Consider the following 15,325-nt stretch of genomic DNA (forward strand, 5'->3'; position numbering starts at 1 on the left):
AACAATCTTCAAGCGTTGGTAACGAGAGGGCCGGGGGGCGGCCATCCCTGAACTGCGGCCCGGCCGGGCCGCAGACAGCTGTTCAGGTCAGAAGAAGCTCTGCGGAATGATCAGGATGTCGCCGGGCCGCATCTCGACGTTGGCTGACACGTCGCCGCGCTTGATCAGGTCCTTCAGGCGCACCGAATACTGCTTGTTGCCTTCGGCGGAGCGCAGGATGGTGGCACTGTTGCCGGCAGCAAAATCAGTCAGGCCGCCGACAGCGATCATCACGTCCAACAGGGTCATCTTTTGCTTGTAGGGCAGGAACTGGGGCTTGGCGGCTTCGCCAACCACGCGGATCTGCTCGCTGTACGGCCCGACGAAACCGGTGACGATCACGGTGACGACCGGGTCACGTACATACTTGCTGAGCTGCTTCTCGATGTCGCGGGCAATCTCGATGGAGTTCTTGCCCTGTGCCACCATTTCATCAATCAGTGGCGCCGAGATCTTGCCGTCGGGGCGCACCGGCACCTGCATCGACAGCTCCGGGTTGCGCCAGACCATGATGTTGAGGCCGTCACCGGGGCCGATGATGTAGCTGTAGTCTTGCGTAGCCGCCGTGACAGGCGCAGGAGGAATGCCTCCCGTGCTTGCGCAACCAGCAAGCAGACCGAAGGAAACCGCCAAAGCCAGCAAGCCGGAGCGGCCCGAAATGGATGCAAACAGTGTCTTCAAGGCAATTCCTCTCGATGTAGGTGGCGACAGCGCCAAGCCGCTATGCGTTGAGCTACGCACAGCGCTGACCGGCGACCTGCTGATTCACGGATCATGCCACAGGGCTTTGACGCTTTTGTGCCCAGCAAACAGGGGGCTTGCGAGTAGGCGCGAGCAATATCGCACGGGGATTCGATCAGCTTGAATATCGGCGCCGACCCGGCTCCGGTTGTAGGGCCGACAGCGCTCGGCGATACTGCCCAGCGACTGCCGGCCACCCCGCCCGGGACAGCCCGCCGGCAATGCAAAGGAACCAAATGCAGTTTGACTACGCCCGCGCTTTCTCCCGCAATATTGGCTGGGTGACCGAGTCAGAGCAGGCCAGGCTGAGGAATGCCCGCATCGCCATTGCCGGACTGGGTGGGGTTGGCGGGGAACATTCGCTGGTCTTGGCGCGGCTGGGCATCGGCAAGCTGGTCTTGGCCGATTTCGACGAATTCGACCTGCACAACATGAACCGCCAGGCAGGCGCCTTCATGTCCACCATGGGCCAAACCAAGCTGGACACGATCGAACGGATGGCGCTGGACATCAACCCGGAAATTCAAGTCCGGAAATTCCCGTCCGGCATTGATCTCAATAATCTGGATGAATTCCTGGAAGGCGTCGATGTATATGTTGACGCACTGGATTTCTTTGCGATTGACATTCGTCGCCAGGTTTTCGCGCGCTGCCGTGAAAAGGGAATTCCGGCACTGACCGCCGCCCCCCTGGGCATGAGCACCGCCCTGCTCTACTTCTCAGCCGATGGCATGAGCTTCGAAGACTATTTCAAGCTGGAAGGCCATGCGAAGGACGAGCAACTCGCGCGCTTCGCCGTCGGGCTCTCACCGGCCATGCTGAACCGGAACTACCTGGTTGCACCCGAGGCCGTGAATTTCCGCGAGAAGCGCGGCCCGTCCACCGGCATGGCCTGCGCACTGTGTGGCGGCGTGATGGGGACGGCCGTTCTCAAGGTATTGCTCGGGCGAGGCGCCTTGCGCCCAGCCCCGTGGGCGATGCAATTCGATGCCTATGGGCAAAAGCTCAAATTCACCTGGCGCCCCTGGGGCAATTCGAACCCCCTGCAGCAACTACTGCTGATGCTGGTCAGGCCACTGCTCCGGGGCAACGACGCAGGCTCCAAGGCCTAGACCTGAAGGACACCCAACAATAGAAAAAGCCCGCAGCTTTCGCAGCGGGCTTTCTTCTTGGATCGAGTCGGGCAAGCTCCGACTCGTGCCAAGCGATGCGCTTACTTTGCGCGGCGACGGCGGCTCAGCAGGCCCAGACCGGCCATGCCCAGACCCACCAGGGCCAGCGAACCCGGCTCAGGGATGAACACGGCGCTGAAGTCACCCGTGATCAGGTAAGGGAACGGATCGGTGGCGCCGCCGGTCGTCGGGGTGACGCGGTCGAAGTCACCATTGGTCTGCACACGGATGTGGAACGGTGCCGGATCGAACCAGTAGGTCGAACCGAAAGCGGTCAGCGTGAAGTCATCAAAGAAGATGTTGAAGGCGCCCGGGGGGCCAACCAGGTCACCCGTGCCGTAGCTGGTGACGCTGCTACCGATCAAGATGTCATCGCTAGCCGTGAGGCCAGTTGCGGTTTGCATCGTGGTGTAGCTGCTGCCGGCGTTGATGTTGAACACCGTGTTGGCATCCGGGTCCAGCCAGATTTGCATCGCGCCAGCCGTGCCGACGAAGTCGGTGGCCGAAGTAGCGGCGCCAGAGGCGACGAACTTGGCGTACATGCGATAGAACGTGCCCGGAGCGCCAAGACCGCTGGTCAGGTTGGTGAACGGGGTCGACGTGCCTTCATCAGCGGCGTAGCCGGTGAAGAAGCCAACTGCCGAAGCCGAGAACGTGCCAGGACCGGTCAGGCCCAGAACTTCGGTGTACAGGCCGGTGATCTTGTCGACGGTCACCGAGCTCTGGCCCGCAGCGGAACCAGGGATCACCGTTTCGTTGATCTTGAAATCCTTGAATTCCGCGAATGCGGAGAAGCTCGTGAGCGCAAGAGCGCCGGCGACGCATACGGAAAGAAGTTTGCTCTTCATCATGTCACTCCTGTGGAGAAAGCTTGCTTGTTGAAGCCAATTGGCTGGTTCACGACTGAGTAGTAAGCACGCGCCGTGCCAGGGTGAATTTCTTCTTACAAATCAATAACTTAACAATTTCAAGAGGAAGGGGTGACTGGCAACTGTAAAAAAACTCGTCACTTGATTTGTCCAGCAAGCGCGCTCAGTGCTCAGCTGGCGACTTGCAGCTTCTGCACTTCACGGTAGAGCGGATGCTTCTCGCCCAGGCGCAACAAGGTCTCCAGCTCCTGGCGAGCGTGCGGCTTGTCGCCTTGCTGCAGGTAGAGCTTGGCCAGGCGCAGGCGCGCTTCATGCCAGTTGGGCCGCAGCGCGAGGGCGGCCTTTTGCGACTCGACGGCATTGGACCAGTCCTTCATCGTCGCGTAGATGTCGGCCCGAGTGTCGTACAGGCTGGCTTCCTTGGGCGCCAGCTTGATCGCCTGAGCGAGGATTTCAAGCGCGCCTGGCTTGCCCGCCTTCGCCAGGGTCCAGGCCAGGTTGTTCAGGGCCTCCAGGTTGCTGGGGCTTGCCTTGATGATCGCCTCATAGTGGCTGCTGGCCAGCGCAAAGTCAGAACGCTTGACTGCTTCGGTCGCCAGGTACATGCGGAAGGCAGCGTCGGCCGCCTGCTGGGCAAGCCACTGCCGTTGAAATTCATTCGCGCGCGCCTGGTCCGGCAAGTGCGCCAGGGCCCGGTGCAGGCGGATGGCCAGCTCCGGCGCAGGCAAGAGATCCAGCCCGCGGCGATAAGCGCTGGCTGCTGAATCCCAGTTCTTCTGCGATGCCCACAGATCACCTTCAAGCGCATGGCCGAAAGGGCTTCCCTTGAACTTTTGCTGGGCCGATCGCGCCACCGCCAAGGCTTCCTTGACTTGCCCCGCGTTGAGCTCCATCACAACAAGCATCTGAAGCGCCGGCGCCAGCTCGGGGCTGACGGCAATCGCGCGGCGCAGAGACTGAATGGCCGCAGTGGTGTTGCGCTGGTTCGTGTGAATCTCCGCCATCCGCATGTGCGGCAGGGCCGAGTTCGGCTGATTCTTGGCCAGCTTCGCATAGGTGCTCATGGCCAGATTCAAGTCGCCTGAAGCGATCTGGATCTGCCCCAGGTTGTCGCCGATCTCCAGGGAGTCCCCAAGCGCAGCGAAGGCTTCTTGCGCGGTACCCAGCGCACCGCTGACGTCGCGCTGACGCAGCTGCATCTGGGTCAAGAGAATGCGGGGTGCGACTTCGCCAGGGAAGCTGCTGACCAGCTTGCGCAGGTCCTCCATCACGGCCTTCGCATCGGCACCGCTGCGCTCGCGCACGGAAATCAGGAACATCTGCGCCTGAACGTTGTCGGGGACCCTGGCGACAAAGGCCTCCAGGCGCTCCTTGGCAACGCTCAGGCGCCCCTCGGCGACGTCCAACTTGGCGACGGCCGCAAGCGCAGGGTAGTAGCTCGGGTCCAGTTTCGAGGATGCCTCGTACGCTGCGTAAGCTTGCGCCTTGTTCCCGCGGGCCATTTCCACATTGCCGCGCAAGCTCGGTGCCACCGCGCTATCCGGGCGCTTGGCCTGCAGCTTGGCAATCGCATCCAGTGCTTCAGGGTACTTTTTCTGGCTCATCAGCAGATTGATCAGCGCGAGGTCCGGGAAAGTTCCTTCGTCGCGCGCTGCAAGGGACTGCAATTGCGCGACAGATTGCTCAGCTTGCCCACCCATCGTTGCAGCCAGGGCCAGGACCGTACGGCTGCGACTGTCCTTGGGGTCCAGCTTGGCAGCTCGCGCAAAGTATTGCTGGGCAGCCTCGACCTGACCACTCAGCAGCAAGGCCTCGGCCATCATCGAAACCGCATCACTGGACGGGTTCGGGCGCTCCGTCATGGGTCGCAAGCCCTTTAGCGCCTTGTCGAAATTCCCGGCTCGGATCTGCGCACGCGCCAGCAGCAGATGCACATGATCGTCATCCGCCAAGGCGGCAGCGGCCTTCGTGAGCGAGGTCTCAGCCTGAACCAACGAGCCGCGCTTGAGGTCAATAGCGCCCATCAGCTGCAGCGCGCGCGGGTTGGACGGCGCGAACTTCAAGAGTTGCTGCGTCTTTTCCTGAGCCGTCTTCATGTCGCCACTTTCGTAGGCAACGACGGCGGCAATGAAGATTGCATCCGGATGCTTGGGTGCAACTGCAAGCAGAGCTGCCAATCGAGTCTGCGCTTCCTTGGTGTCCTTGCGACTGAGTGCCATGCCTACCAGCGACACATGCGCCGGCACGTAGCGAGCGTTGGCCTTGAGCGCATCTTCGTAGGCATTCGCAACCTGCTTCAGATCACCCTTCTGGGCCTTGAGAATGTCGCCACGCAGCAGATAGGCCTCGGGCAGCTTCTGGTTGATCAGCAGCACACGGTTCAGCAGGTCCAAGGCTTCGTCGTACCGGCGGCTCGCCGCAAATACCTTGACCTTGACCAGATAGGCCTGTGGATAGTTAGGTCCGGCTGCCAGGGCCTGGTCCGCCGCGGCAAGCGCGGCCTCCGAATTGCCAAGAAACAGATGCGCAGAAGCCAGGGTTGCCTTCAGGGCCGCGGTCGCGGCCGCCGTGCTGGGCTTGAACTCGGCGTAGTCGGCAACGACGCGCTTGGCGTCACCGGTAACCAGCAGCGAATAGGCCAGCAGCGGCACCACCTCCTGGGGATCAAAACCCAGCTCGGAGGCCTTGCGCAGCTCGATCAAGGCGCCCCGGAAGTCGCCGATGTCAACCAATGCCCTGCCGAGCATGAAACGCGCCTCGGCATTTTGCGAATCCTTCTCCAGTGCATTCTTGAGGTAGATCGTGGCCGCTCTCGAATCGCGCTTGTTCACGGCCTCCTTGGCCTTCTCGATCAAGGCTTCAGCTGAATCGCCGAAGCACCCCGCCAGCAGCAGGGCGGAACTCAGCACCACGAATCGAGCACGGGCGGGTGTCATGATCTTCACAAGAGGCCTCTTTCCTACCTAGATTGATTGAACCGGACAGGGTCGAACGAAATTGGCTGGCCGTGGCCACTCAACTCGCTGTTTTTCGGCACTTGTACCGACCAGCATTCGGACCATCCGAGCAAGTTGCAAAACAGCGACAACCGTTCTGCACGGTCCGCTGGCCTGGCTGTGCGATGCGAGGTGCGCTGGCGCGCAGCATGCCTCAAGACAAACCTCCGGGCATCAGCCCAGATCCTGGTAGGTCTGCCCCATCTCCAGCGCGGCAATGCAGTCGCGCCAGTTCTTGTCCGCTTCATCGAAGGTGAAGCCATAGAACACACCCGCTTCGGCTGCCTTGCGGCGCACCGCCATGGCATGCAGGTGAGATGAGGTGGCATTGCCCAGCTCGATAGTCACTTCGCCCTCTTCTTGCAGCGGAAGATCGAGCTTGCACTCGGCCTGGAACCCGGCGAAGGAGATTTCAATGACGTCCAGGGCAAAGCTCACCTCACCAGCGCCATTTCGCATCAGCAGGCGGCCGGGGCAGCGCATTGAAAATCGCCGATGCCGCCGCAGCGGGTGGTGGTCGGCCTCGGCGGTGCCGCCCAGCAATGGCAGCACGGCACGATATTCAGGCTGGTCGTAGATGGACCAGAGCAAGGCCTTCTTGCGGTTGTCCATGTTCTCGAACACGGTACTGGCCTTGTTGAAGAAATGGTCGAGCAGTGCAGGCGTCATCACCGGATCGTTCGTGGTGTGATAACGGCGCTGCGGCCACCGGAAGTTCGGCATCTCGACCGAATAGAAATAGCTGTGCAGGTTTTTTATGGCCTTGCGATTGCCATAGTTGCGCTTGAGCAGCTCAGGCGCGCGCTGCAGATCGAGGCTGGCACCGACAGCCGGCGCACCATTGGCGAAGTCGTACTCCGCCACCGTCATTTCGGTCAAGCGGTCAAAGCTCAACAGGGCTTCGTACAGCTGGATGCGGTCCGGGTTGACGGCGATCACCAGGTGGCGCGTATCAAAATAACGCTCGCAGTACTCACGCATGTACTTCATGAGCGGAAACAGCACCGCCCCGCCGGTCTTGCGAAACGATGGCGCCACAGCCAGGGCGGAAATCTCGGCAATCTGGCCACCGCGTGTACGCACCGGCTCCAGGTCGAAGATGGCCTGCATCGGGAAGCCGAAAACGCCCTCCCGAATCATCGAAATCGTGCCAACGATCTCGCCATCGAACTTGGCGCACAAGGTGGTGGTCGTGGGCAGTGCGTGATAGATCGTCACACGCATGCCAGACGGGTCCGGCTTCATGAAGCCCGCGCCGACATAGGCGTCATGCAGGATCTTGAAGCAGGCCTCGAGCTCTTCGCGCGTCTCGGCGATCTTGAGCTCCAGGCGCGGATCGGGTCGCGGGTCACAGACGACCAGCGACCGGATCAGCGCAAAGCGCAGGCGCGTAGGCAGCACCCCGAAGGCCCGGCGCAAAAGCAGATGCAAGCTTTTGCGGAATCGGGATCGATTGATTCTGCTCATGGATAGTGGGCGAGGGTCCGGCCTGTGAACACCCGTCCGAGGCTAACAGAGGCGTAACGGCAAGCAAAGCCCGAATCAAGAAGAAACGGGTGACGGGGCTGCCGCGCGCGGCAGCCCTGCCCGGCCGGCGATCAGCGCGCGCCGCCCACCTGCGCCAAGAGGCGCTGAACCTCGGCCTGCTGCGCGAATTCCTTGCCCATGCCGCTCAGCTGCGTCAGCTCCTTGCGCGCCTCTTCCTTCTTGCCGGCAGCCAGATAGATCTCTGCCAGATGCAGCCTGTGCAGATGCAGGCTTGGCGCAAGCGACAGCGACTTGAGCTGCAGCTCGATCGCCTTGGCATGCTGGCCGGCCTTGGCGTAGACACTGGCCACGGTATCGAGCACCGCAGGTGCCTCAGGCGCCAAGCCGAGCAGCTTGTCGGCCAGGGTCTTGGCTTCCGGATCGCCGCGCTGATTCAGCAGCCACACCAGATTGTTGAGCGCCAACACGTTGTCAGGCTGAAGCTCCAGAACCTTGCGGTACAGCCTTTGGGCCTTGACCACATCACCCGATGCCAAGGCATGGTCTGCAATGGCGAAGACAAAGCCGGCATCCGACGGATGGCGGCCAGTCCAGCTCGACTCGAGCGCAACTGCATCGCCGTCCTTGCCCGCGAGGCGATAGGCGCGCAGCAGCTTGACCGCGCCGTCGGTCGATTCCTGCTTGGCCAACGCCATCTTGTAGGCTTCGGCGGCTGCGGCGGCATTGCGAGCCGACAATTCGATGTCGCCACTGAGCACCCAGCCCACCGACTCACCGGCTCGCTGCGCCTGCACAGTCTTGGCAAGCTGCCGCGCTTCGGCCATCTGGCCTTCAGCCACCAGCAGCGAGGCCAACATGATCTGCGCCGGGACATGGTCGGCTTTCAGCGCCAAAGACTTCTTGAGCAGCGTGATCGCACCGGCCGTGTCCTTCAGCTTGGCCTGTACCTCGGCCTGGCGCATCGGCGGGATCGGGGAACGCGGCTGCATCCGGACCAATTCAGCAAAGGTATTGAGGGCCTGGTTGAGGTCCTTGTTGGCCACGAAGGCGCGCCCCAGCAGCTCGACAAATGCCGCATTGCCCGGGAAAGCCTGGCGCCCACGCTGCGCCACTTCGACCGCTTTCGCAGCCTGAGCACCATCCAGGTAGACCGAGCCCAAGGAAAGCAAGGGGCCGGCTTCCTTGGGAAATTCCTTGACGAGCGCTTCCAGCTGCTTGACCAGCGTTTCCCGCTTCTCACCCTTTTGAGCCCGCAGGCCGATGACGGCCAGCTTGGCTTCCACAGACTCCGGGTTGGCGCTGGCCGCAGCCTCGAAGCGCTTGATGGCCTCCTCCGGCTTGCGGTCGCGGATGTCCATGCCAGCCAGGGCTGTGGCCGCAGGCAAATAGCCAGGGCTCAGCTTGAGCGCCTGCTCGAAAGCCTCGCGCGCTTTCTCGGGCCTGCCACGCAAGGTCTCGATCCGGCCACGCAGAACCGCTGCCTGGGGCTTGCCCGGCTGCTTCTGATCCAGCAGATCGATGGCGACCATCGCCTTGTCGAACTCCTGGCGCCGCTGCAGCGCATTGATCAGGGCCATGTCGGCCCGGATGCTGCCCGGCTCACTCTTGGCCAGAGCGCGCAAGGCTTCGAGCCCCTGTTGCGCTTTGCCGCGTTCGATCTGGGTCATGGCCACGGCGATGCGGCCCTGGGAATTCTTCGGGTCGAGCTTGACCAGCTTGGCGTACAGCTCTTGCGCCGCAGCAGGTTCGCCCGCCTGCTGGTGAATCTCGGCAGCCAGCGCATAGGCCTCCGGCGAACCGTTGGTCTCAGCCAGCAAGGGCTCCAAGGTCTGCAAGGCCTTGGCGGTATCGCCCGAGCGCAGGAAGGCCTGTGCCAGTTGCAGGCGCATCGCACGCGTGCCGCCGCGCGACTGCAAGGCCATGGTCAGCTCGGTGATGGCGCGCTGGTAGCTGCCCAGCTGCAAGTCAACCGTACCCGCGAGATGCAGGGCCTGAGGACTCTCGGGCGTCATCTTCAGGAGGGCCTGGGCCTGCTCTTCAGCTCCCTTGAGATCCTGCTTCTCCAGCGCCACCATGGCGGCGTTGTAGCGGGTCTGCGGATGATTGGGCGCGACGGCGCGCAAGGCCTCCAGTTGTTTCTCGGCCGCGGCCGCATCACGCTGCTGGAGGAACGCGTTGATCAGGCCGGCGTGGGTCGCCACGTCCTTCTTGTCTGCGGCCAGCGCCTGCTGATAGGCCGCAATGATTTCCTTGCTGTCGCCCTGCTGAAGCTGCAGCAACTCGGCCCGCAGGCGCCACGCCGGGGCGTTCTTGGGCTGCTCTTGCAGGAGTTTGTCCAGCACTGCCATGGCGCCGGCCAGGTCCTTGCTGCTGGTCAGGAGGCGAACCTTGCTCAATGCGGCTTGCGCATTCTTCGGATCATCGCGCAGGGCCGCTTCAAGGGCCGCGCCGGCAGCGGCCCCATTGCCCTTGGCCATGTGCGCATTGGCCAGAACGACCTGGAGTTCGGCGCGCTGAACCGGGTCTTGCAACTTGCTGTCGCCAAAGTCGGCGAGCACGCGATCCGCCTCGCCCTTGAGCAGGCGGGCCTTGGCCGTGAGCACGGTCATTTCGTCATTGCTGTGGCCAGCATTGCGGGCCTTGTCCAGCTCGATCAGGGCACCCGGCATGTCGCCAGACAGGAACAGGGCCTTGCCGAGCAGGAAACGGGCTTCGGCCAGCGAGGCATTCTGTTGCAGTGCATTTTTCAGCTGGATGACTGCAGCCTTGGGTTCATTCTTCTCAAGCAAGGCCTTGGCCGACGCCACTTGCTGCTCGGGCGACTCACCGAAACAGCCACTCAGCAGAGAGGCCGACAAGGCCAGCGCCACACCGGCGCTGAGCGCGGCCGGGCTGCGCGTCATCTTCTTGCTTTGCGTCTTGTTGTTCATTTGATTTGCAGTCGGTTGATCAGGTCATACAAGGTCGGACGGCTGACCCCCAGCATCTCCGCCGTCTTGACCATATTGCCGTCGGTGCGAGACAGCGCGGCAATGACGGCTGCGCGCTCGGCGCGCTCGCGCACCGTGCGCAGGTCCAGCGACTCCGCGTCGCCCTCGGCGGCCTCAGGTACCGCAAGCCCGAGGTCGGCTGCCGTGATTCGGTCGCCATCGGCCATGATGGAGGCGCGCTTCACCAGGTTCTGCAGCTCGCGCACGTTGCCGGGCCAGGCATGGGCCTCGATCGCTCGCACCGCATCGTCGCTGAGCGCCTGCACCGGGCGGCGCATCTCGGAGGCGTAGCGGCGCAGCATGGCATGCACCAGCAGCACCGCGTCGCCGGCGCGCTCGCGCAACGGCGGGATCTCGACCACGATCTCGGCCAGGCGGTAATACAGGTCTTCGCGGAAACGGCCGTCGGCGATCAGGCCTTTCAGGTTCTGGTGGGTCGCGCCGACGATGCGCACGTCCACCGCAATCTCCTGCCGGCCGCCGAGCCGCTCGATGCTGCGCTCCTGCAGGAAGCGCAGGAGCTTGGCCTGCAGAGGCATCGGCAGGTCGCCGATTTCGTCCAGCATCAGCGTGCCGCCATTGGCTGTCTCGATCTTGCCGACGGTGGTCTTGGTGGCCCCGGTGAAGGCGCCGCGCTCATAGCCGAACAGTTCGCTTTCCAGCAAGGCCTCGGGAATGGCCGCGCAATTGATGGCGATGAAGCGGCCCTTGCGGCGTGAAGCATCATGCAGGCCCTGCGCCAGCACTTCCTTGCCCGTGCCGCTTTCGCCCAGCAGGAGCACGGTGGCATCGGTGGGCGCCACCTTCTCTACCGTGCGGCAGATGCGTTGCATGCCGGGGTCGCGCGTGACCAGGCCACCCAGCACTTCGGCATGCTGCTGCATCTGCAGGCGGCGGTTTTCCTGCTGCAGTTCGTGCAGTCGGAATGCGCGCTCGACCGTCAGCGCCAGCTGATCGGGGTCCACCGGCTTGGCCAGGAAGTCGTAGGCGCCCAGGCGTATCGCCCGCAGCGCATTGCTCTGGTCATTCTGGCCGGTCAGCACGATCACCTTGACCGACGGGTCCAGCTCGATCAGCTTTTCCAGCAGCGAAAAGCCCTCGGTCACAGAGTCCTGATCGGGCGGCAGGCCCAGGTCCATGGTGACCACGGCGGGGTTGTGCCGCCGGAACTGCAGCAGCGCACTCGGCGCATCGCTGGCCAGTGCCGACTCGAAGCGGTCCAGCGACCATTTCAGCTGTTTTTGCAGGGCCAGATCGTCTTCGACGATCAAGAGACTGGGCAGACGTTCAGCGCTCATCGGGTGTTCATCAAGCCGAGGTCCGACGAAGCTGTCGCATGAAACAGCGGCAGCAGCAAGGTGATCCTGGTGCCCTGCTCGGGCTCGCTTTCGACATTGATCTTTCCTCCCAGCTCCTGGACGTACTGGAAGCTCTCGTAGGCTCCGATACCCATGCCGCTGGATTTGGTGCTGCTGAACGGTTTGAACAGCTGGTTCTGGATGAAGTCACGTGACATGCCGCAGCCAGTATCGCCCACTTCAACTCGCGCATTGCTGCCGCTGGCGTCGAGCGCGAGCCAGACGCGACCTTGTACCGGAGTTGCATCAAAGGCGTTCTGGACCATGTGGCCAATCACACGCTCCACCCGCTCGTCATGGCCCCGCGTGCTGATCTCGGCGTGGATTTGCAGCTCCAGTTGGCGCCCCTTGCTGGCAGCCGCAGCCGCGAGGCGTCGCGCCAGCGCCGCCAGGTCCACGCCACCGGCAACCCCATGAGGATTGCCGCCTTCGCGAAGCTGCAGCATCAGCTGGCGCATCTTGTCGAGCGAGTTCTCCACCGTGTCCAGCATGTCCTGCTGAAACTCCGGGTTGTCGCGCAGACGCTTGGCGTTCTTCATCATCAGCGAGAGCTGGGTGACGATGTTCTTCAGGTCATGCACGACGAAGGCCGACATCTTGTTGAACGCATCGAACTTGCGCGACTCCAGCAAGGCCTCGGTCGACTGCATCTGCGCAAGAAAGGCGGCAGCCTGGCTACCCGCTGTCTTGAGCAGGTCGCGCACTTCCCAGTTCAACTCCACTGGCGTTCGCGGCCGACCGAGCACGACGAAGCCGATCAGCTCCGTCGACATCAAGAGCGGCACCACCAGCCAGTTGCGCTCGTCACCGCCCAGCCACTCGGGCAGGACCAGGCCTTGATAGGCCGGTGAGCCGCGGCGGAACTCATCCAGGTCGATGATCCAGGCGCGCTCACGCAAGTAGGCGCAAAGGGCCGAGTCTTCACCTTCCACCTCACGCTGTTCAGGCATGTTCCAGATGGCAGTCTGGCGCCATTCGCGCCGGTCACCCCGCAGCATCCAGAGCGTGCCAGCCGGGCTCTCGACCAGATTGGCCAGCCCCCGCACCACCGAGCCGCCGACTTCCTGCGGCGCCGTTGTCGTCGAAAGAATGGCGGTGAAGCGCAGCCACTCCTCGCGATAGTCATAGCGGTAGCTGAAGAAATTCTTGCTGATGTAGACCCGCAGCTTGGAGCGCAAGGTACCGGAGAGCAGCAACATCACCAGCGCCATCAGCGCCACGAAGATGAGCGCCAGCTGCAGCGCCCTGCCCCAGTCACCGCCGGTGTAGCGCACGTAGTAACCAACGCCCGACACCAGAAGCAGATAGGCGCCCACCAGCAGCAGCGTGGCCGAATGGAACACCGCCGCTCGCGACACATGCAGTTTGCCCAGCCAATTGCCTTCGCGGCGCGACGCCAGATAGAGCAAGGGCACAGCCATTGCATGCACGGCGGCGCGCACGTCGAAGGCGTCGCTGTCAAAGTGCTGGAACAGCACGGCCTGCGAAAACACGAAGAGGTCGAAAGCGAACACCGCGCTCAGGCCCAGGCAGACCGGCTTGGCGTTCCAGCGCGCGTCACCGCGGGAATTGCGCAGCAATTGCTCCACCAGTACCAGCCCGACCACGGCAGCGGCCAATGAGGCAAAAGCCATCTGCTGCTGCAAGGTGGCGGGCCGGTAGTCGAGCAACTCACGCGTCAGCAGCAGCATCGGCAGCGCGAGTGCGCTGAGCGCCGCCCACAGCCGGAGCTTGCCTGGATCACCCGCTCCGGGCACCGAAAGCAGGCCGAGGATGAAGACGAACCAGAGGCCGTAGCGCAGTGAATCCGCCAGGGGCAAGGCGATCGCAGAGAGTTGCTGCAGGCCCGAACTGGGCGCCATCAGCCCGAGGACGGCCCACAGCAAGCTGGCCAGCAAGGCGGCCAGCAGACTCAGGGACAGGGTGGCGCTGCTGGTTTCGTCCCGGCGAAGCAGCTTGGCTCCGACGAGGATGGCGAAGGCGCCATAAGCCAGCGCCGCGAGCACATGGCTCGCCGCAGCAAGATTGAACATGCGCTATTCGATCAAGCGAGAGCGCCGACGGGAATCGGCGCAAACGCTAGGGGCCAACGCCGACCCGGGCAGCCTCGAAGGTGAAGCAATCAGCGAAGCTCGGCGCTTCGCTCGCGCGGTCAGCGGGCGCCCTTGCCCGTCAGCACCACGGCGACGGTCTCGAGCAAGATCAAGAGGTCAAGGAACAGCGTGTGGTTCTTGACGTAGTACAGGTCGTACTGAAGCTTCTCGACCGAGTCTTCGATCGTCGAGCCGTACTCGTAGCGCACCTGCGCCCACCCCGTCACGCCCGGCTTCACGCTGTGACGCACGGCGTAGTAAGGGATCTTGGTGATCAGGTCGTCGACGAAATACTGGCGCTCCGGACGCGGGCCGACCAGGCTCATCTCGCCGCGCAGCACGTTGAAGAGCTGGGGCAGCTCGTCGATGCGAACCCTGCGGATGAACTTGCCGACGCGGGTTACGCGATCATCGTTCAGCGTGGCCCAGCGCGGCGTGCCGTCTTTCTCGGCATCGGTGCGCATGCTGCGGAACTTGATGACTTCGAACACCTCGCCATTGAGGCCGACGCGTTCCTGGCGATACAGCACCGGGCCGCGCGATTCAAGGCGAATCGCGATGGCGGTCAGTGCCATCAGCGGCAGGGCCAGCACCAGGATGGCGCCAGAGAACAGCACGTCGAAGACACGCTTGACCAGGGTGCGGACCACGCCTTGGTTGAAGCCGTCGCCAAACACCAGCCAGCCGGCGTTCACATGGCTGACCTTGATCTGGGCCAGGGTCTTCTCGAAATAGGTGGCGATATCGACCACGCGGATGCCGTAGAGCTTGCAGTCCAGCAGTTGGCGCAGCGGCATGCTGCCACCACGGCGCTCGGACAGCGCCACGACGATCTCGTCAACGCCCAGGGCCAGTGCGGTATCGGTCAGCGAACCACGCGATTCGACCAGAGCCGAGCGGGCCACTTCGGGATGTTCTTCGTTCGGGCCGGCGTAGTAGCCGATGATCTCGGCATGCGGATCGGCAGCGGCCAGTGTGCTGCCCACGGCCTTGGCGGCAGCGCCAGAACCGAAGATCAGGATCTTGGTGCGGTTGCGCGATTGCGAAACCGTGTGGGCGGCATAGACGCGATGGACCATCACGGCAGCCACGGCGGCCATGGCGGCAAACGTCATCAGCTGGCGATTGATCGCGTCGGTCGGCAGCAGGCCGAAGATCACGTAGGCCAGCGGCAGGCCCAGGAACAGGGCCAGCAGGGCTCGGGCACAGGACTCGGTCACCGAGCGGTTGTGCACATGCTGATAGAAGCCAGTGGCGGAGTTGATCACGAACATGCCGCCGGCCAGGGACAGGCCATGCGATGCAGCGAACGGAATGATCTGCTCGGCTGTGCCACCTTGGCTCAGCACCACAGCAATCACTGCGAAGACGATCAGCCCCACGTCGAAGAAGACCTGGAGCAGTGTCTGCTTATGTAGGTAGTGATTGAAGATCCGAATCATGCTATTCCCCGCTCAGTCCGTAGCCCGGGTCGCTCTCGCAAGCCACGGTCTGAAATCGATACTGCCGAACACATCTGCAAAGCCTGGTGGCCGAGTCATGCGAAGCTGCCGCCCTGCGAAGCCGCTGTTGTTCTTGC

The 15,325-nt window shown here is 63.1% G+C and carries 9 protein-coding genes; 1 reads left to right on the forward strand and 8 read right to left on the reverse strand.

Features of this window, described 5'->3' with window-relative positions:
- Positions 1-87: 87 nt before the first annotated feature.
- Positions 88-654 (reverse strand): XrtA/PEP-CTERM system exopolysaccharide export protein, encoded by a 567-nt coding sequence (locus tag V3596_RS07365; protein WP_395386850.1) that lies wholly within the window; start codon positions 652-654, stop codon positions 88-90.
- A gap of 362 nt (positions 655-1,016) precedes the next feature.
- On the opposite strand from V3596_RS07365, the gene V3596_RS07370 reads away from it, so the two are divergent.
- Positions 1,017-1,892, forward strand: a complete 876-nt coding sequence (locus tag V3596_RS07370) for a ThiF family adenylyltransferase (protein ID WP_334277032.1) — start codon at positions 1,017-1,019, stop codon at positions 1,890-1,892.
- A gap of 101 nt (positions 1,893-1,993) precedes the next feature.
- Here the strand turns inward: V3596_RS07370 and pepA are convergent, their stop codons facing one another.
- From pepA to V3596_RS07405, 7 genes are all read right to left on the reverse strand, one after another.
- The gene (gene pepA, locus V3596_RS07375) at positions 1,994-2,800 is read right to left on the reverse strand and encodes a flocculation-associated PEP-CTERM protein PepA (protein WP_334277033.1); all 807 of its coding nucleotides are present in this window, start codon (positions 2,798-2,800) and stop codon (positions 1,994-1,996) included.
- Between the two features lie 191 nt (positions 2,801-2,991).
- A complete protein-coding gene (gene prsT, locus V3596_RS07380) occupies positions 2,992-5,757 on the reverse strand; it encodes an XrtA/PEP-CTERM system TPR-repeat protein PrsT (RefSeq protein WP_334277034.1) in 2,766 nt (921 codons plus the stop codon).
- Between the two features lie 234 nt (positions 5,758-5,991).
- Positions 5,992-7,248, reverse strand: a complete 1,257-nt coding sequence (locus V3596_RS07385; protein WP_334277035.1) for a GNAT family N-acetyltransferase — start codon at positions 7,246-7,248, stop codon at positions 5,992-5,994.
- 167 nt (positions 7,249-7,415) lie between these two features.
- Positions 7,416-10,235 (reverse strand): XrtA/PEP-CTERM system TPR-repeat protein PrsT, encoded by a 2,820-nt coding sequence (gene prsT, locus V3596_RS07390; RefSeq protein WP_334277036.1) that lies wholly within the window; start codon positions 10,233-10,235, stop codon positions 7,416-7,418.
- Positions 10,232-11,593, reverse strand: a complete 1,362-nt coding sequence (gene prsR / locus V3596_RS07395) for a PEP-CTERM-box response regulator transcription factor (RefSeq protein ID WP_334277037.1) — start codon at positions 11,591-11,593, stop codon at positions 10,232-10,234. Before prsR ends, prsT (V3596_RS07390) begins: the two co-directional genes overlap by 4 nt.
- Entirely contained in the window at positions 11,590-13,686 is a 2,097-nt protein-coding gene (gene prsK / locus V3596_RS07400; RefSeq protein WP_334277038.1) for an XrtA/PEP-CTERM system histidine kinase PrsK, read from the reverse strand. Before prsK ends, prsR begins: the two co-directional genes overlap by 4 nt.
- A gap of 119 nt (positions 13,687-13,805) precedes the next feature.
- Positions 13,806-15,188: a TIGR03013 family XrtA/PEP-CTERM system glycosyltransferase gene (locus V3596_RS07405; protein WP_334277039.1), complete on the reverse strand. Its 1,383-nt coding sequence runs from the start codon at positions 15,186-15,188 to the stop codon at positions 13,806-13,808.
- Between the last annotated feature and the right edge of the window lie 137 nt (positions 15,189-15,325).

Origin of the sequence: Roseateles microcysteis (assembly GCF_036880965.1) — a bacterium.
Taxonomy (GTDB): domain Bacteria; phylum Pseudomonadota; class Gammaproteobacteria; order Burkholderiales; family Burkholderiaceae_C; genus JAUASW01.